Here is an 18,995-nt window from a genome sequence, read left to right as displayed (position 1 = left end):
AACCATTCCCTTTAAAATGAATAGATTAGGAATAACTATTATTGCGCTTGCCTTACTTAGTTTTCAGGCGTGTAGAAACGATAAACAGGTTTCAAACGAAGATAGCAGTCAAGAAATTAAATTGGCATCGCCAGATTTTAATGCCGATAGTGCCTACGCCTATGTTAAGGCACAGGTCGATTTTGGTCCACGCATACCCGGAACCTTGGCGCATCAAAAATGTGCAGATTACCTGGTTGCAAAGCTCAAATCGTTCGGTGCAGCTGTGCAAATGCAAGGCTCAAAAACCACCACATACGATGGTAAAGTTTACCAACTCAAAAATATTTTAGCAAGCTTTAATTCAGAAAAAACGAATAGAATCCTAGTTACTGCACATTGGGATGCACGTCCATTTTCCGATCAAGATCCAAATCCTGCATTCCACAACAAGCCATTCGATGCCGCAAATGATGGAGGTAGTGGGGTGGCCGTTATTTTAGAAATGGCGCGTCAAATCCAACAAAAGCAACCCAATGTAGGAGTCGATTTCGTTTTGTGGGATTTAGAAGATTATGGCAAAGCAAACGATGAAAGTCCAGACGAGCAAACGTGGTGTTTAGGATCACAATATTGGTCGAAAGAAGCGGTCAAAAAAGGCTATAAAGCGCTTTATGGCATCAATTTAGATATGGTTGGCGGGGGAAGTGCCCAATTTGCTCAAGATGAAATTTCTCGTCAATCCGCGCCCGATGTAGCTAAAAAGATTTGGGATATTGGCAATGAAATCGGCTATCCTTCATATTTTGTCACTTTACCCAGTGGAAGGATTGTTGATGACCATGTGTGGATGAATAAAGCAGCCATCCCATCCGTAGATATTATCCATTACAATGACAATAGCGGTTTTTATATGAATTGGCACACCCAATTGGATAACCTCAGTAATATTGATAAAAATACACTAAAAGCAACAGGGCAAACTGTTTTGGAAACCATCTATAGAGAAAAGTAATATAGCAATAGACTTTCTCTATACGATGGCCGTATCGAGATTCACTCAAAATGTGCAATTGTTAATTACTTTTAAAGACAGGAATTCAGGAAAATTTTATCTTAGCCAAATTATATATCTAAACCACAATGAAACAATTATTATCTACTACCATAGCTATTGCCTTATCATTAAGCGCCTATGCACAAAAAAGCGATGGAACCACAAAATCTTTAGTGAATGCCGAAAAGGATTTCGCTAAATCACTTGCGAAAAATGGCGATAAGAACGCTTACTTAGAATATGCTTTAAACAGTGCCTTGGTTTTCAGACCCAATCCCGTAAACGCGAAAAGTTTTTATTCAAATCAAGCCAAAGGCATGAATGATGTAACTTGGGAGCCGAATTTGGCTAAAGTATCGCGTAGTGGCGATATAGGATTCACTACAGGCCCATACATTATGGGAGAAGACGACAAGAAATATGGTCAGTATTTATCCATTTGGAAAGTAGAAAATGGAAAATGGAAATTGGCTATCGATTTAGGTACGAACAGCAACAAACCATTGGGTAAAGTAACTAGCCAGTTTGTTGAGCCTAAAGATCATGTCGCCCCTAAATTCTTAAATGAAAAAGAAGTTAAAGCAGGTAAAGACATTATCTTAACTACAGAAAAAACCTTAAATACCCTTTTAAAAACTCACGGAATTGCCGCTTTTGGAGGCTTTTTAACCGAAGATGCAAGATTGCTTTTTCCAGGTAACGATGCCATAAATGGCAAAGGGAAAATCATTTCATATTTTAACGGAATGATTAGCAAAATCAACTTAAAAACGAATGGTGTTGATAAAGCGATTGGTGGCGATTTAGCCTACACTTATGGTGTTGCAACCATTGATTATAAAGCCGATTTAAGAGAAAGTTTCAACTATGTTTTTGTTTACGAAAAAGCCGCAGATCATACTTGGAACCTAATTGTACAGGCTTTTGTTCCGGCAGAAAGATAATTATAATGTGAAAATGAAAAGAAGGGCACTCGTAATAGAGCTGCCCTTTTTTCGTTTAAACCTTTTTTGAAGTGAAATTTCCTAATTTTACAGCATTCCTAAAACGAATTTTATGTTAAAACGATTACTTACGCTCTCCACAATTATTTTATGTTCCATTCAGGTTTCGGCACAAAAGCAGAAGTTTGATGTGCAAGGAAAAGCAGGAGCAAGGGGTATTATGCCTGAAAACACAATCGAAGGGATGTTAAAAGCCTTAGATTTAGGCGTAAACACCTTAGAAATGGATGCCGTAATCTCTAAAGATAAACAGGTTGTGTTGTCGCAAGAGCCATATTTTAACAATGAAATTTCTTTGATGCCAAATGGTAAAGCAATCAGCTTTAAGGATCAGAAGAAATACAACATCTATAAAATGGATTATGATGAAGTAAAAAAGTTTGATGTAGGCAGTAAGGTTCATGCACGCTTTCCTGGTCAGATGAAGTTTAAGGCCTACAAGCCATTACTTACAGAAACCATTGATGCAGTGGAGGCCTATGCAAAGGAGCATAAATTAACTAAGCCTGTTTACAGCATCGAAACCAAGACCATCAAAAATGGTGATAACGAATTTCAGCCAGAACCCGCTGAATTTGTGGATTTGATTATGGACATTGTCAATGCGAAAAAGATTTCCAAACGGGTAATCATACAATCTTTTGATATGCGTACTTTGCAATACCTGCACGAGAAGTATCCCAAAATACAAACCTCATTGTTAATTGATGAAAAAGAACCTTTCGAAGATTATATTGATAAACTGGGGTTTAAACCAACCATTTACAGCCCATATTCAGTTTTGGTAGGGAAGGGTTTGGTAGATCGTTGCCATGAAATGGGGGTTAAAATTATCCCTTGGACAGTAAATACCCTTAAAGAAATTAAATATTTTATGAGTTTGGGCGTTGATGGAGTAATCACCGATTATCCAAACTTGATGGGGCAACTGAAATAAAAAAAAAAGGAATGCGCTGAATTATTCAGCGCATTCCTTCTATAATACTAATTAATTTAATTAGTGATGGGCTTCTTCAGCAGGTGCAGTATGCTTAGCCTCAGTTTTTTCGTGTGATGTAGATTCTTCTGCATGTGGTAAAATTGGTCTGGTGAAAACCACAAGAAGGATTAAAACAATAATCCAAGCCGTTAATGGTAATGCCCAAATGCCTTTTGTTTGTTGAACTGGTGCGTGTGTGTCGTGACCTGACATATCTAAATATTTTGAGTTAAAAATTTGTCCTTTAAAATCGCAATAAAGATACTAACAAAGTTTAAAATTAAAAGTTTGATTTGACGTTTTCTCCGTACTGTTGGATGAAATTTAACCCAAGAACCTTATAGTTTGATCATTACGCTTCCCGAAACCAAATCATGGATGGCTCTCCGCTCCTCATTTGTATGTATGGTCAGAAATGAAACCCAGCCCAGTACCGCCTTAAAGGGATATCTTACTAAGGCCTGAAATATATTTATCTTTTCAGTCGGATTGGAATATTTCCGCACTCTTATGCCCTTAACATAATTACCTAGCGTGCAACCAAATGTGAGTAACAGTGGTTCATAAGCGAAAAAGATGGAAATAAATAATGCAATTCTAATCCAATCGGGTACATTTTCGAAACGATCTAAGAGATTTGAAAAAATGACCATCAAAAGGATGATCAATAACGTATCTATAAATGTTGATTGTAACCTCTGTAGGAGATTTGGGTACTTCTGTTCCATGTTGCGTTAAATGTTTTTTTGTTAAAATTTAATTCATTTTAAAAATATAAATAAAACTGGAACATAATATTTTCAATCATGCCCTGTGACGGTTGTTAAATTAAATATTTAGGGAGGAATGAGGAGGACTAAAGCAAGTCCTTAACGATTTTTTCTATCGATAAACCTTCTGCTTCAGCACGGTAGTTTCGCACAATACGATGGCGCAAGATGGCTTCAGCAACAGCCTGTACATCTTCGATATCTGGTGCATATTTACCAGTAACGGCTGCGTGGCATTTGGCGCCCAAAACCAAAAATTGAGAAGCTCTTGGACCAGCACCCCAGCTAATGTATTTGTTTACTGCATCCGTAGCGAATTGGCTGTTCGGACGGGTTTTAGAAGCCAGTTTAACCGCATATTCCAAAACATTATCCGTCACCGGAATATCGCGAATAAGCTTTTGGAAATATTGAATATCATCTGCATGGATGATTTTCTCCAATTGAATGGTTTTGTTGCTTGTGGTGTTTTTTACAATGTTCAACTCATCTGCAAAGGCAGGATAATTGAGCTGGATGTTAAACATGAAACGATCCAATTGAGCTTCTGGTAAAGGGTAAGTACCCTCTTGCTCGATTGGATTTTGAGTTGCCAAAACAAAGAAAGGTTTAGGCAGTGTATGGGTTTGCCCAGCTGCCGTTACCGATTTCTCCTGCATGGCCTCAAGCAAAGCGGCTTGGGTTTTCGGAGGGGTACGGTTAATCTCGTCAGCAAGAATGATATTTGAAAAAACAGGACCTTTAATAAACTTAAAGTGCCTATCTTCTCCTAAAATTTCAGCACCAATAATGTCGCTTGGCATCAAATCAGGTGTAAACTGAATGCGGTTAAAATCTAAATCAAGAACAGACGCAACAGTTTGAACAAGAAGCGTTTTAGCTAAGCCCGGCACACCAACCAATAGGCAATGTCCGTTGCTAAAAATAGCGATTAAAACAGATTTAATGATATCATCCTGCCCAACTACAACTTTACTGATTTCAGCTTTTATTTTGTTGAAAGATTGATGAAGTGCATCAACAGCTTCTACTTCGTTCTTGTATTGCATTCGTGTTATTTTGCGGCTGTAGTTTTAGTCCAAATTTTTAATTCATCGCAGGTATTAAATTCGTCGTCAATTTTAATGTAAGTGCTTTCACGACGTTTTTCAAACCACTCGCTTAAAGTACGATTAATTTTATCACTTTGTGCGGCATCTCTGATTTTTGGAAAATCTTGAGCTAAGTTGGCTTTATGCGGTGGAATTTTGGATTTCAAATATAAAATACGATATCCTTGTTTTCCATCTGGAGAAGAGAATAAATCTGGTTTGGCTATGCCACCAACCTTCATGGTATCAATTACTAAAAACACAGTAGGGTCTAACTTATCAACCGGGATAAAAGTACTTCTTGCTTGTACGTTTTCGGCATTAAGCATCATACCACCATTAAATTTAGTTTCTTTATTATCCGAATATAAGTTTGCGGCAGCAGCAAATGAGATCTTTTTTGCCATTAAGTTGTTGTAAATACTGTCGGCATGTGATTTTAGTCGCACCAAACTTTCTGGAGTGGTAGCCGGTCTGATTAAAATATGGCGTGCATGCACCTGCTCTCCACGGCGCTCAATTACTTGTAAGATATGGAATCCAAATTCGGTTTCGAAAACTGGCGACATTTCGCCCGCTTTAAGTTTAAAAGCCCAAGCCGTAAATTCTTTTGCCATAGTGCTTCGATCAAAGAAACCTAAATCGCCACCATCAGCAGATGATCCTGGATCTTCTGAATAAGTTTTAGCCAAAACGCCAAAATCATCGCCACCTTTTACCCTTAAACGTAAGGCTTCAATTTTATCGCGAAACCTCTGTTTTTCAGCACGTGTTAATTGAGGATTTAAGATTACTTCACCAACTTCAACTTCAGTATTAAATTCTGGAATGCTATCGCCAAGCGTTTTGAAATACTTTTCTACTTCCATTGGCGTAACGTTAATGTTTTCTGTAATTTTTGCCTGCATTTTTTGTGCAATAAGTTCATCTTTTACAGATGGTCTGATCTCGTCTTTATATTGGAGCAGAGATTTATTTAAGAATTGCTCTAAACGCTCTTGTCCACCAGCACGTTGCATGCTATAACGCATTCTTTTATTCACCTCATCATCTACCTGCCCATCTTCAACCATAACAGAGTCAATCTCTGCTTGTTGTTTAAGTAATTTTTGGGTTAAGGTATTTTGTAAAATTTTGCACTTAATTTCTGGATTAGCTGGATTTCCTTGATACAGATATTGCGTGTATTGTTGATTTAAATCTGAGAGTAAGATAATGTTATTACCCACTACAGCAGCAACTTTATCGATGTTATGCTTCCCCGGCTGGGCATAACTATTCAAAAACAAGCAAATTAAAGCGGTTGCTACTAAAAAAACTTTCTTCATTCTATTTAATGTATTATGCAAATTTAATATTATTGATCAGATTTTAGGATATGCATCAATTTACTGTTTTGCCAGTTTCCTCAATTCGTTATCGTTAATTTTGATCTGATACTTTTGTTTTAGGCTCTTTAGCCAATTTTCTTCCAATGATTGTTGGTAATCGGCAATTACTTGGCCTTTTACCTCGCCTAAAGGTTTATTGTAGTTTTGTTGGTTCTTATTGTAAAAATCGATTATCGCCTGTTCATCATCCTGTGCTTTACTCCAAATTTTCTGCTCAGAAACATTAAACATCAAAACACCTTCTCTATATTCATTTACCAAATAATCATGCTCTTTTCCACTGTTACTTACCTTTTTATGGGTAGAGAGCGCCGTTTCATAAGTTTTAATTTCTTCTTGATAGCTCGGGTTTTTATCCAACCCCATCTCGCGAGCATCTAAAACCTTCAATTTAAAGTTCACATACAAATTCAAATAAGCTGCCAAGCTGTTAAAATCGGCTGTGGTGCTTCCATTATGGCTTTTTTTATAGGCCCATAGAAACTCTTTGCTACTTAAAGGTTTGCCATTTATAACAGCAACGTTTTGCCCAAACGATAGGCTGTAAATAAAGCTAAAAACGATAACACAGCAAGCTTTTCTCACGTAGAGGAATCTGTAAATTTTAAGGGATAAAAGTAACAATTAGCGACGCTATTATAAGATATTTAACTAATTTTAACAGATATTATTATACTGCAAAAATACGAATGGAAAACCAGGTTACCAACAATGAGAACGCTTTACGTTTATTTTTTACTGAAGATGTTTTTCTGGTTGAAGATAACAGTGTGAATATAGCGCCTGAAGTTATCCAAAAGCCTGTTTTTATAGAAGAATCCACTCCTATAAATGCAGCCAAACCATCACCGGAGCCAGTCCAAAATCCTGTAATTAAGGATAATATCCCATCTAGTGAGCCCAAAGATTACCCCAAACCTGCTGATTTACCGCAGATTGTGGAAGAGCCTGCTACACCAATAGTGTTCAAATATTTAGGCGGAAATCAAAAATCAGTTTTAATTTTGGTTCACGATACATTGAACGATGTGAGTACCGAACGGGGTAGAGATTTGCTTCGTAAAATTGTAAAGGCCATCGAACTTACAACGCCAGATTTTGCCCTCGTTAATTATGCAAATCATCTCGGTGCCGATTTTACAACTCTTCATCAGTTTTTTAAGCCACAGGTGATGCTTTCCTTCGGCGTAAATGCCGATAGCCTAAAGTTGAATGTTACTTGGCAGAATGAAATTATCCAACACCAATCTACTAAGCTTATCTTTGCGCCAAACCTTGATGATCTTGAAATTGACCAAGAGGCCAAAATATCCCTTTGGACACACCTTAAAAAATTAAAATAACATCAATAGTAAATTGAAGCCTTCGAAATTCAATTCAATGAAAAAACTTGTTTTTGCAACAAACAATCAACATAAAACAGAAGAAATCCGTTCTGCCCTAAAAGGACAATATGAAGTTTTAAATTTGGAGGATATTGGCTGTTTTGCGGATATCCCAGAAACCTCCGGCACCTTTGCCGGGAATGCCACCCTTAAAAGCAGTTACGTGGTAGCACATTATAACTTAGATTGCTTTGCTGACGACAGTGGTTTAGAAATTGAGGCTTTAAACAATGAGCCTGGCGTTTATTCTGCACGATACTCAGGCAGTAGAGACAGTTTAGAAAACATGAATCTGGTTTTAGAAAAACTTGAAGGGAATAGCAATCGTAAGGCCAGGTTTAAAACGGTAATCTCTTTAATGCAAAATGGTAAAAATCATTTATTTGAAGGGCTTGTAGAAGGAACCATTCGAGAGGAGTTAAGTGGTAAAATGGGCTTTGGTTACGATCCTATTTTCCAGCCAAACGGATATGACATCACCTTTGCGGAAATGAGTATGGATGAAAAGAATAGAATCAGTCATAGAGCAATTGCACTTGCCAAGATGATTGATTTTTTAAAGGAAACTCATTAAATTCCGTACATTTCCTTTGCTATTTAGGCTCTTTACTCAAACCATTGCCTTGATCCGCCTCTTCACGAAACAATAACATATCTCTCGTATGCTCGTAAGTGGGGCAGGTACCACAGCGGTTGAGCGGAAAAAAAACAACCAAAAGGCAGGCCCACTTTCTATGATTAGGAAGAAAAGCCAGTACCTTATTGTTTATCAATCCCTTTCAGTATTTTCTCTAAAGAATCTTTCTTGGGTAAGATAGGCTTAATGTCAAGCTTAGAACTATCGATTTTTAACGTCTGTTTAGTTGCTTCTGCTTTTTTAATTAAATCATTCTTTAAAACTTCTTGAGCAGGTGTTGCTATCGGCGATGGAGCTTTTATAGCTTTCGTATTACTTGCAAGCGGAGCTTTAGGTTTCGCCTTTGGTTTTGGCTTAGCCTTGCCTGATGAGCCAATGGCATCTTTTTTTGATTTTGGTCTTTCAGTAGGTTTCCAAGAAAAGCCTTTCAGTACATTGTCTTTAGCAACTTTAACCTCAGGATTAAGGGCACCTTCTACGCCTTTTATGTAAACAATATCATCAATATCATTATCCTTAAAAATAAACTTAATCCGACTGCTCAGCGTCTGATTCATCTCTTTGTAAACCTTTGTACTGTCATCTTGCGTGTAATAAATACTTTCTGCATTTCCATCAACGTACAGGTTTTTAAGTTTGCCATCGCTAAAAAATCCAGTCATTAAACGTCCCTTTATTTGATTAAAACGAAGTGAATCTTTAGGCGTGTTTACTAAAAACGCATTGCGAATGGCTTGAAGATTATTCAGCTTATTCTTTTTAAACTGCACATAAATGGTATCGCCAATTTGTTGAGAACCTTCAGACCAGATTATTGGATTGATAAAACAGCGTAAGGTTGAGTCTGCACTGGTGTAGAAAAGACTATCCGTTTTAGCTTGGATATTACTTTTGAAAATTTTTACGCCGTGGTAAGCCCTAATCACCCTAGCCTGCACCGTATCTGCTGGATTAAACTTAGCCGTATCATTTTTTAAACTATCTGTTTTTAATTTGGACAGCACAGAATTTACTCCATTTTTTAGGGCTTGCTTATTAACGGTTTTGGCCACGCTATCTACATTGCCTTTTGGCAGCGTTTTCGAAATTGCCGCAGCTTTGGCAACAATTTTCTTCTGTAAACTGTCTGTTTTAATTTTGGGCAAGGTTTTCGCAATCGAATCTGCCTTTGTCTTTAAAATGGTGGCGGTAAGTGAACTATCTGCTTTAATGGATAAAGACTTGGAAAGCGAATCGCTCTTCAATTTCAAGCTGTCGGGCACAGCTTTAAGATCGTCTGATTTACTTCCCTTTCTATTTTTTCTGGTACTTTTTGGATCGATAGCCTTATCAACTTGGCTAGATTTATCTGGCGCGTTGCCGCGTTTTTGTGGGGCAATTTTATCTTTTCCGGTCGATTTCTTATCCTTTGCTCCCCCATCTTCATCATCTTCTCCAACTTGGTTATCGGCCTTAATCGAAATTTTTGGAATTAATTTCAAAGTTTTTTGTAAAACCATTTGGGTTTCAAGCGTGTCGGCCCCGAGCCACAAACTATCGGGTTTTTTCTTGTTTTTCACCATAATGGAATCTTCCGTTCCAATACCCAAATAAGCATTTCTGGTTACTAAAGTCCGCTGATCTTTTTTGTAGTAGTAGCCTAAATCGCCAAACATTTTGAGCTTATCTTTCGAATCTGAAAAGACAATGTTTTTAACAGCCTTACCATAACCAATTTTACCAAAATAGTATAAGCTGTCGCCTTTTAACGATCGAGTACCTTGTGTGTATAGATTTTTCTTTCCGAAGTAAGCATCTTCCGTCATGGTGTTATAGGCGCCATTTTCGGTGTAGAGATTATCGTCTTTACCTTTAATATTTGTTGGGCCATAAAAATAAGTCCATTTGGTTTGGGTGTTGTAGCGAAGTGTATCCGATTTAATGACTACCTGAGGAGTAACCACCACAACATTGTACCTGAAGTAGGCATCGCTGCTGGTGCTAAAATAGTAACCATTTTTACTGGTAAGCGTAACCTGCTGATTGACGATTTTACCGCCGCTGGTATAGGTTCCGATTTTGCTTAAAGTATTGTAATCCAGAATGTTGGTTGTTAAAATAGAGGTGGGATCCTCCATTCTAACATTTCCGGTTAAATGCGCATGTTTTTTATTACCGTCATACTGAAGCTGATCAGAATAAATGTTGGTGGTGAGCTGAGTAATATGTACGTTATTGTAGGCTTCAAAGTAGTTTCGTTCGCTATAATACACAGCACTATCGCAACTTAAAGTAGCATTATCTTGTTGGAAAACCGGCTTCCGCAGATAAGACACCTTTGCTTTTGGAGCGCCTGTGATTTGCTCGAAGGATACGATTTTAATAATTGAAGCTTTTTGCTGACCGAATAAAATTGCGGGGCAAATCAATAAAAATAAAAAGACAAATATTTTTTGCACTCTACAAAGTTAGTTTTTTGTTCCGAACGTTCGGAATACCAGTTAAAATTAAATATTTTTGGGGATGTTACCTTTAACGCAATTTCAAGATTTTATTGACCAAAATAAGCTTTTTAGCCCAGGTAACAGAATTCTTTTGGCCGTAAGTGGCGGTAAAGATTCGGTATTAATGTTGCATCTTTTTAAAGCAATTGGAGTTGAAGTAGGCGTAGCGCATTGTAATTTCAATTTAAGGGCAGATGAAGCACAGCGAGACGAGAATTTTGTAAAGATGCTAGCCGCCAGCCTAAACTTGCCTTTTTATGTAACGCAATTTGATACAAAAAAATATGCCCAAGAAAATAAAGTTTCAACCCAAATGGCTGCCCGTTCATTGCGTTACCAATGGTTTGAAGAAATTAGAAACGAGGAAAACTACGATTTCATTGCGCTAGCCCAGCACCAAAACGATGCTGTAGAAACCGTATTGATTAATTTAACACGAGGAACTGGAATAAGCGGCTTGCATGGCATTTTACCAAAGCGAGCGCGATTAATCAGGCCCATGCTATTCTTAAATCGCCAAGAAATTGACCAATTGGTTGATGAAAATGATATCAGCTATGTTGAAGACAGTTCAAATTTAAGCACCAACTATACCCGTAATAAAATTAGATTGGAAGTGGTTCCGCATCTTCAGGAAATTAATCCTAACCTGGAAAAAACCTTTACTGAAAATATTGCTCGATTTGCAGAGATAGAGCAGTTTTTAGCCTTAAGAGTTAAAAAAATAGAAGAAAAAATTGTGGTAAAAAAAGGCGATGGAATTTACATTTCCTTACATAAAATCGCAAAATTGAACCCGCAGAAATTACTTTTGTTCGAACTCTTAAAGCCCTACGGATTTACAGAAAGCCTGATTGCCGAGGTAATTTCTAGTTTGAAAAGCCTTAGCGGTACACAATTTTTTAGTGCAAGTCATCAAGCCATTATTAATAGAAATAACCTGGTAATAGTAGAAAAACATGCCGATGTTATTGAAAATCAATTCTTTCACCCCGTTACAAAAACCATCAGTTTCGGAGCGCTCCAAATTGCGCAAACTTTTACAGAGGAGTTAAAATATGAGTCGAATAAGCAAAAAGCCTTTGTAGATTTAAATAAACTAATCTATCCTTTAATTCTTAGAAATTGGCAAAATGGAGATAAGTTTATTCCCTTGGGAATGAGGAATTTTAAGAAGGTGAGTGATTTTTTTATTGATGAAAAAGTACCACTTCATTTAAAAACAAGTACGCCCATTTTAATAAACGGAAATGGCGATGTGGTTTGGATTGCCGGAATGCGTCAGGATAACCGTTATAAATTAACAGCCACAACAAAAAAAGTTGCTATATTCGAACTCAAAATAAATTAAGTGGAAAGCAGATACGCGTATATCGAAAAACAATACATTGGTCGTGATTATGTTCGCATTTTCATTAGGCTTATTATGGCGGCCTTTTGCTTTGCTGCCTATGTTTATGAACGCGACCGAGACAATACGCAAGATTTATTTTTGGTTGTCGGTTTCGGAATTATCGGCGTTTCAATGCTGTTGCTTTTCCTTATACAATACAAAATTGTGGTGGATAACAAGAGTTTAATCTTAGATGGTTTATGGACAACTAAGCGTGTTAAAATAGACTTAAACAGTATTGTTGATGTTCGAAAAGCCACCTATAGTCGATATTTTTTTAATAACCCCGTTTATAATCTCCATACCAAAGGTACCATCCGCTTTTACTCCTCAGGTAAAGATGCAGTGGTTTTAACAGATCGAGATGGATTAGAATATTTCATTGGCACACAACGCCCGAATGAATTGTTTTTGGTAATCAAAGAAGAAATGAGGAATTTAAAATCATAACAACGGGGTTATATTTCCCCGAATTTCTACAAATTAATTCCCGTAGTAATCCCACCCATCTAATGTTGTTGTTAAAAGCCTTTTTTTAACAGGCATATTAATTGAATTGTAATCTGCAGTTGGATTATATTAAGAACTTGATCGTTATCCTAATCTCAGTTTTAGCACCGCTCTCTGTATTTGCTCAACCTTATAGCCTAAGGATATGTGAAAATTCTTTATTAATCTCACAACACAATTAATCAGGCAATGTTACATCAAACATCACTCAATCGATATCCCTTAAGTGCGGCTTGCAATGAGATTATAGAAATTGCGATGGACGTGCACAAATCTCTAGGCAGTGGTTTCGACGACTCTTCCTACAAAGAAGCATTTAGCAAGCGATTAAAATCAAGAAGAATGTCTTTTGAGAGAGAAAAGAGATTTGGCTTAAACTTTAACGGGTTGATTATGGATCAACAATTTTCTGCAGATTTTGTAATTGACGATCAAATCATAGTTGAGGTAAGATCCATACCAGAAAGATTGAAGAATGGCTATGTTGATGTACTTGAACAACTTGTTGTAACAAAACCAAAATTGGGTTTAACCATCAATTTTTATGAAGAAATACTTCAATTCAAACAAGTTTTATTGATGGAAGAAAATATCTGTTGATTAAAGTTTTTTCAATCCAAATCCATCATGGTTTTTATTGCAATTGCCTTACACGTAAATTAGATATAAATGGGCTACATTTGCGTAACAACAATACATTTATAAATGAAGATAGGAATTGTTTGCTACCCCACCTTTGGCGGTAGTGGAGTAGTTGCAACAGAACTTGGTAAGGCACTTGCTAACGAAGGTCACCAAGTTCACTTTATTACCTATAGCCAACCTGCCCGGTTAGATTTTTTCTCCGCCAACTTATTTTATCATGAAGTGTCGGTTAGAGACTATCCTTTGTTTGATTACGCGCCCTACGAATCGGCGTTGGCGAGTAAATTGGTAGATGTTGTACGTTTTGAGCAACTGGATGTTTTGCATGTGCATTATGCTATTCCACATGCATCTGCGGCTTTTATGGCAAAACAGATCCTCGCAAGTTACGGCATTCACATTCCCGTGGTTACTACCTTACACGGAACAGACATCACCTTGGTGGGGAAAGACCCAACCTACAAACCTGTTGTTACCTTTTCTATAAATCAAAGTGATGGCGTAACAACCGTATCTCAAGATTTGAAAGATGATACGTATAACCACTTTGAAATCACAAAAGACATAAAGGTTATACCAAATTTTATAGATTTTAACCGTTTTAGTTTACAAGCTAAAGATCACTTTAAGAAAGCGATAGCGCCCAACAACGAACGAATTTTAATTCATACCAGTAATTTCCGTAAGGTGAAAAGAACTGCCGATGTAATTAGAATTTTCGAAAAAGTACAATCTGTAATTCCTTCCAAATTATTAATGGTAGGAGATGGGCCAGAGCGTGCTTACGATGAACAACTTTGCCGTACCTTAAATATTTGCGATAGTGTTCGCTTTCTGGGTAAGCAAGATGCAATTGAAGAAATTCTATCCGTATCTGATTTATTTTTAATTCCATCTGAATCAGAAAGTTTCGGACTAGCAGCTTTAGAGGCAATGGCTTGTAAAGTTCCAGTTATTTCCACCAATGCAGGTGGTTTGCCAGAACTTAACGTTCATGGGTTCTGTGGATTTTTAGATGATGTTGGCGATGTGGATGGAATGGCAGCGCATGCGATAGAAATACTAAAAGACGACGAAACGCTTAAGCAATTTAAAGACAATGCTTATGAAAGAGCTAAAGATTTCGATTTGAAGAAGATTTTACCATCTTACGTTGAATATTATAAGCAGGTTATCGAAAAATCACTTCAGCCAGGATATTAAAAGTTATCGAATTCATAAACAGGCAGTTTCATTAATCAAAAGTAATTTTAGCAACAAAGTTAATCGTTTACAAGAATATAATTTGGCAACCTCAAAGGCCAGATGAATTATGATATGGCATCTTTTATTTTAAAAATAGATGCCACATTACCATAATATTAAATTTGAAACTTTCTCAAAATCAAATGATTATAAATCGTATCTTTGCGGCCTTGAAAAGATTGTGAGCTCATTATGAGCACATAACAATTGCAATCTGATCATCAAATTAAAAAAAAAGATTGCCAGATGAAGAAAATAGTTGATTACAGAAAGCTTTTGAACGTTGATAAAAATGCTGAACTAAAAGAGCTTAAAACAGTTTACCGCACATTGATGAAAGACTGTCACCCAGATAAATTTCAGCAAGAAGAAGAGCGTTTGGATGCAGAAGCAAGAAGTAAAGAGATCATCGAGGCATATCATTTTTTAGTGAGCATTGCACCAGAAACCCGTGAACAAAATCTTGAGACTTATACTCAAACCATTACCAATTCTAACATTCAGGATTTCGAATTTAAACAGCAAGTACTTAATGTTACTTTTTTTGATGGAAGCAGCTATGAATACTTCGATGTTCCGAGAGCGATTTATGTGAAATTAGTGAATGCAGATTCGCCAGGCCGTTTTGCCAGAAGGCATATTTTTAGCGAATTTCCGTATAGAAATGTTGCTAGAGTGGCTGAAACAGCTTAAAATATTTGAAAGACCTGCTCAAAAAAGCAGGTCTTTTTTATTGGAATTGAAAATACTCCGACCACTGCAATGGTTTGGGTAAATGCAGTTTGCTGTAGTAAGGCGGTATGGTATGTATCTCGATGTAGTACAAGGCGAGAATGTTTTTATTGTTTCGTGAAGACACGAACCAAGGCGGTTCATTTGAAAATTATTCTGATCAGGATTTTTTTGCTTGGATGCCTGTAGCTACCTTCAGCGGCCATGGTACGTGTCTCCACCTACCACAAAGTGAAAATAATTGTAGCGAATTTCCGTATAGAAATGTAGCTAGAGTGGCTGAAACCGCTTAAAATATTTGAAAGACCTGCTCAAAAAAGCAGGTCTTTTACATTGGAATTGAAAATATTCCGACCACTGCAATGGTTTGGGTAAATGCAGTTTGCTGTAGTAAGCAGGTATGGTATGGCTCTTGACGGAGTACAAGGCGAGAATGTGTTTATTGTTTCGTGAAGCCACGAACCAAGGCAGTTCATTTGAAAATATTCTGATTAGGATTTTTTTTGCTTGGATGCCTGTAGCTACGTTCAGCGGCCATGGTACGTGTCTCCACGTACCACAAAATAGTTGTAATTGTTTCGTATAGGTGAGAACGAATGTAGAAGATCTGTTCGACATCACCTCCAATCCTTCGATTTACTGCGAATTAACAACTCTAACTAGAATTTATCTTATCTAGTAAAAACTAAGCAAACGGGGGCGCCCACCTTAATTCTTTCTCCGCTGTCTGTTAATCTCCCTGTTAGTTTATTTCGATTGAAGATGACAACTTCATCCGTATATTGATGTGCCACTAATAAAAACCTTCCGCTTGGGTCAATAGAAAAATTCCTCGGCCCTTTTCCCAAAGTACTTACCCGCTCTACAAGTTTCAGTAGGCCTTTCGGTGAAATGGAAAATACGGTTATTGTATTTGCATCCCCGCGGTTGCTTTCATAGAGAAATTTGCCATCTGCCGAAACATGAATATCTGCACCATCTATTTTCCCTTCAAAATTTTTTGCAACGGTTCCAATCTCCTGAATCTTTTTCAAGCTTCCGCTGGAGTATGAGAAAGCGGTTACAGACCCATTAAATTCGTGAGCCAAATAAGCAAATTTTCCGTTAGGAGAGAAGGTGATGTGTCTCGGACCCGTTCCAGCATTTGTTTTAAGCACATTTTTTAAACTCAAAATGTCTGTTTTATTTGCTGGGTTATATTTGTAAATGTAAACCTGATCCTCGCCCAAATCATTGGATATTAAATATTGATGATCTGGGGTAAATTTAGTCATGTGAACATGAGCAGATTCTTGCCTTCCTTTTGGATCGATGCTTTTCCCACTGTGTTTAATTACCTGAACGGCATCCGTTATTGAGCCATCTGCTTTGCGATTAAATACCGCCAAACTACCACCGCTATAATTCGCAACAATTACATTTTTATCATCTACTGTAATGTAGCAGGGGTCATTGCCTTCACTATTTACCTTGTTTAAAAAAATTAATGCGCCAGAAACAGGATTGTATTTGAATGCGCTAACGGAGCTTGCATTTCCGGTTTCATTAACGGCATAAGCAAATTTCCCATCTGGCGAAATTGCCAGATAACTAGGGTTTTCCACACCTTTAGTTACGGTTTTCAATTTCGTTTTCGCAGTTTGCGTGTTGAAATTATAAGCATAAATCCCCTCGCTTTTACCTCCGCTAGTGTAGGTGCCGATGAGCAGGTTATAGTTACTTTGTTGCGAAAATGCCAATGCAGATAAGGTTAAGGTGAGTAGGGTTAAGAAATACTTTTTCATAAATACTTGTTGCTGAATAGCAAATATGGGAAAAACATCAGCGTTAAATAAATTATTTTTTAAAGGAGATGGCACTTACCAAAAACAATTTGACTAGGCTCGTTACAACTATTTAAGGTATAGCCAAATCTCGTTTAACAAGCATATCATTCATAGCTGAGTTGAATGGGTATAAAAAAGGGGCTAATCAATTGATTGCCCCTTGTGTTTTATTTAATTAGATGCTTAATCTGAATCAGCTCATGCTCTTCAAGATAGCGCCATCTTCCTCTTGGTAAATCCTTTTTAGTTAGGTTGCCATAAACAACACGATCGAGTTTTTCTACTGTGTAGCCCAAGTGTTCGAAAATACGGCGAACAATTCTGTTCTTACCGCTGTGGATTTGAATGCCAATTTCTTTTTTGGTACCGCCTGTAACATAAGAAATGTTATCCGGTTTAATCAAACCATCTTCTAGTTCTAAACCGAAAGCAATTTTATTCAAATCACCTTGCGATAAAGATTTATCTAATTCAATATTATAAATTTTGGTGATTCCGTTTTTCGGATGGGATAGTTTATCGGCTAAATCTCCATCGTTGGTCATTAGCAATAAACCTGTAGTGTTACGATCTAACCGGCCAACTGGATAAATGCGTTCGCGGCTGGCTTTATCAACCAATTGCATAACCGTACGGCGTTCTTGTGGGTCATCCGTAGTAGTGATGTAATCTTTAGGTTTATTTAATAACACATAAACCTTTTTCTCGCGTTTAAGCAGTTCGCCGTTATAGCGTACTAAATCTTTTGCTGGGTCAACCTTATGCCCTAATTCTGTAACGGCTTCGCCATTTACGGTAATAATGCCGGCAGCAATTAATTCATCTGCCTTGCGGCGAGAGCAAATACCTGCATTTGAAATATATCTATTTAGGCGGATTAGGCCTTTATCTTCATTTGTTGATCTACGACCTGGAGCAATTACAGTTCTTTCTGGGCGATTGAACTCAGTATCTCTTGGTTGGTTTTCTTCACGATTTCTAAAAGGTCTGCTATCGGCACCCTCTCTAGGTTTTACATCTCTTGAGCTTCCAGCGCTTGGCTTAAAGTCGTCTGATTTTCCTCTTGATTTGAAATCTTTGTATCCACCTGTTCTCGGTTTAAAATCTCTCGAATCTCCATCCTTAGATTTAAAATCGCGTTCTCCCGTTCTTGGTTTGTAATCTCTTGATCCACCTTCTCTTGGTTTAAAATCCCTATCTCCTGTTCTCGGTTTAAAATCGCGATCTCCACTTTTAGCATCTCTCGATTTAAAATCTCTATCTCCTGTTCTCGGCTTGTAGTCCCTAGATCCGCCTTCTCTTGATTTAAAATCTCTCTCGCCAGTTCTTGGTTTATAATCTCTCGATCCACCTTCTCTTGGCTTGTAACTACGTTCTTCTGGTTTTGAATTTGAATCTCTTGATTTGAATTCACGATCACCAAATTTAAAGCCTTTCGGTTCTTCATCTTTCGATTTGAAGTCACGTCCGCTGGTTCTTGGTCTTGAATCTTTTCGGTCTCCGAATGATTTTGATTTGAAATCTTTGTTGTCTGAGCTTCTAGGTCTGAAGCCTTCTCTTGAGTCGGATGATTTTTTGAATTTACTGTCTTTTTCGTCTGATCTTTTTCTGTCAGACCCAGCAGAACTGCTTCTGCCTTCTGTTTTCCGGCTGCCCGGTTTGGACTTGTCATCCCGACTGTTCCTGTTGTTTTTATTTATCATGATACGCTTTTAATCACATCCTAAAATGCGGGTTGCAAATTTAGGCAAAATTGATGAACAATACAATTATTGAGCGCTTAAAAATTGAGTCAAAAAATAGCCTCTAAAATAGAAAATTCGGAGTTAAAATCAAAATTTAAAATCCACGTTTAAAGCACTTTAGAG

Annotated in this window: 18 protein-coding genes; 10 read left to right on the top strand and 8 right to left on the bottom strand. The window is 37.3% G+C overall.

From position 1 onward, the window contains the following. Positions 1-16: 16 nt before the first annotated feature. The 3 genes from DHW03_RS07330 (at position 17) to DHW03_RS07320 (ending at position 2,977) form a co-directional block, all read left to right on the top strand. Positions 17-994 carry a M28 family peptidase gene (locus tag DHW03_RS07330; protein ID WP_109925970.1) on the top strand — a complete coding sequence of 326 codons (978 nt, stop codon included), beginning with the start codon at positions 17-19 and terminating at the stop codon, positions 992-994. Between the two features lie 128 nt (positions 995-1,122). Then, the gene (locus tag DHW03_RS07325; protein WP_109925123.1) at positions 1,123-1,980 is read left to right on the top strand and encodes a nuclear transport factor 2 family protein; all 858 of its coding nucleotides are present in this window, start codon (positions 1,123-1,125) and stop codon (positions 1,978-1,980) included. Positions 1,981-2,092: 112 nt separating this feature from the next. Further along, a complete protein-coding gene (locus DHW03_RS07320) occupies positions 2,093-2,977 on the top strand; it encodes a glycerophosphodiester phosphodiesterase family protein (protein ID WP_109925122.1) in 885 nt (294 codons plus the stop codon). A 60-nt stretch (positions 2,978-3,037) separates the two neighbouring features. Here the strand turns inward: DHW03_RS07320 and DHW03_RS07315 are convergent, their stop codons facing one another. From DHW03_RS07315 to DHW03_RS07295, 5 genes are all read right to left on the bottom strand, one after another. Further along, positions 3,038-3,232 (bottom strand): hypothetical protein, encoded by a 195-nt coding sequence (locus DHW03_RS07315; RefSeq protein ID WP_109925121.1) that lies wholly within the window; start codon positions 3,230-3,232, stop codon positions 3,038-3,040. A gap of 125 nt (positions 3,233-3,357) precedes the next feature. After that, on the bottom strand, positions 3,358-3,747 hold the full coding sequence (locus DHW03_RS07310; RefSeq protein ID WP_109925120.1) for an RDD family protein: 390 nt from the start codon (positions 3,745-3,747) through the stop codon (positions 3,358-3,360). Positions 3,748-3,875: 128 nt separating this feature from the next. After that, positions 3,876-4,838: an AAA family ATPase gene (locus DHW03_RS07305; RefSeq protein WP_109925119.1), complete on the bottom strand. Its 963-nt coding sequence runs from the start codon at positions 4,836-4,838 to the stop codon at positions 3,876-3,878. A gap of 5 nt (positions 4,839-4,843) precedes the next feature. Then, entirely contained in the window at positions 4,844-6,208 is a 1,365-nt protein-coding gene (locus DHW03_RS07300) for a peptidylprolyl isomerase (protein WP_109925118.1), read from the bottom strand. Positions 6,209-6,268: 60 nt separating this feature from the next. Continuing rightward, complete coding sequence (locus tag DHW03_RS07295; protein WP_165825382.1) at positions 6,269-6,856, bottom strand: hypothetical protein; 588 nt, start codon at positions 6,854-6,856, stop codon at positions 6,269-6,271. A 104-nt stretch (positions 6,857-6,960) separates the two neighbouring features. Between DHW03_RS07295 and DHW03_RS07290 the strand changes: the two genes are divergently transcribed. Both DHW03_RS07290 and DHW03_RS07285 read left to right on the top strand, forming a co-directional pair. After that, positions 6,961-7,614: a hypothetical protein gene (locus tag DHW03_RS07290; protein ID WP_109925117.1), complete on the top strand. Its 654-nt coding sequence runs from the start codon at positions 6,961-6,963 to the stop codon at positions 7,612-7,614. Positions 7,615-7,651: 37 nt separating this feature from the next. Beyond that, a complete protein-coding gene (locus DHW03_RS07285; RefSeq protein WP_109925116.1) occupies positions 7,652-8,230 on the top strand; it encodes a non-canonical purine NTP diphosphatase in 579 nt (192 codons plus the stop codon). A gap of 185 nt (positions 8,231-8,415) precedes the next feature. On the opposite strand, the gene DHW03_RS07275 is transcribed toward DHW03_RS07285, so the two are convergent. Continuing rightward, positions 8,416-10,731: an OstA-like protein gene (locus tag DHW03_RS07275; RefSeq protein WP_109925114.1), complete on the bottom strand. Its 2,316-nt coding sequence runs from the start codon at positions 10,729-10,731 to the stop codon at positions 8,416-8,418. 64 nt (positions 10,732-10,795) lie between these two features. On the opposite strand from DHW03_RS07275, the gene tilS reads away from it, so the two are divergent. The 5 genes from tilS (at position 10,796) to DHW03_RS07250 (ending at position 15,262) form a co-directional block, all read left to right on the top strand. Beyond that, positions 10,796-12,127 carry a tRNA lysidine(34) synthetase TilS gene (gene tilS / locus DHW03_RS07270; protein WP_109925113.1) on the top strand — a complete coding sequence of 444 codons (1,332 nt, stop codon included), beginning with the start codon at positions 10,796-10,798 and terminating at the stop codon, positions 12,125-12,127. After that, positions 12,128-12,619: a hypothetical protein gene (locus DHW03_RS07265; RefSeq protein ID WP_109925112.1), complete on the top strand. Its 492-nt coding sequence runs from the start codon at positions 12,128-12,130 to the stop codon at positions 12,617-12,619. A 249-nt stretch (positions 12,620-12,868) separates the two neighbouring features. After that, positions 12,869-13,279: a GxxExxY protein gene (locus DHW03_RS07260; protein WP_109925111.1), complete on the top strand. Its 411-nt coding sequence runs from the start codon at positions 12,869-12,871 to the stop codon at positions 13,277-13,279. A gap of 105 nt (positions 13,280-13,384) precedes the next feature. Continuing rightward, positions 13,385-14,527, top strand: coding sequence for an N-acetyl-alpha-D-glucosaminyl L-malate synthase BshA (gene bshA / locus DHW03_RS07255; protein WP_109925110.1), 1,143 nt, complete (start codon positions 13,385-13,387; stop codon positions 14,525-14,527). 288 nt (positions 14,528-14,815) lie between these two features. Then, positions 14,816-15,262, top strand: coding sequence for a KTSC domain-containing protein (locus tag DHW03_RS07250; protein ID WP_109925968.1), 447 nt, complete (start codon positions 14,816-14,818; stop codon positions 15,260-15,262). 710 nt (positions 15,263-15,972) lie between these two features. Here the strand turns inward: DHW03_RS07250 and DHW03_RS07245 are convergent. Both DHW03_RS07245 and DHW03_RS07240 read right to left on the bottom strand, forming a co-directional pair. Further along, positions 15,973-17,085: a lactonase family protein gene (locus DHW03_RS07245; RefSeq protein WP_109925967.1), complete on the bottom strand. Its 1,113-nt coding sequence runs from the start codon at positions 17,083-17,085 to the stop codon at positions 15,973-15,975. 209 nt (positions 17,086-17,294) lie between these two features. Then, complete coding sequence (locus DHW03_RS07240; protein ID WP_109925109.1) at positions 17,295-18,830, bottom strand: pseudouridine synthase; 1,536 nt, start codon at positions 18,828-18,830, stop codon at positions 17,295-17,297. Between the last annotated feature and the right edge of the window lie 165 nt (positions 18,831-18,995).

This window comes from Pedobacter yonginensis, from assembly GCF_003173595.1.
GTDB lineage: Bacteria > Bacteroidota > Bacteroidia > Sphingobacteriales > Sphingobacteriaceae > Pedobacter > Pedobacter yonginense.
The sequence above is the reverse complement of the archived record's forward strand: the minus strand, read 5'-3'. Positions and strand labels throughout refer to the sequence as shown.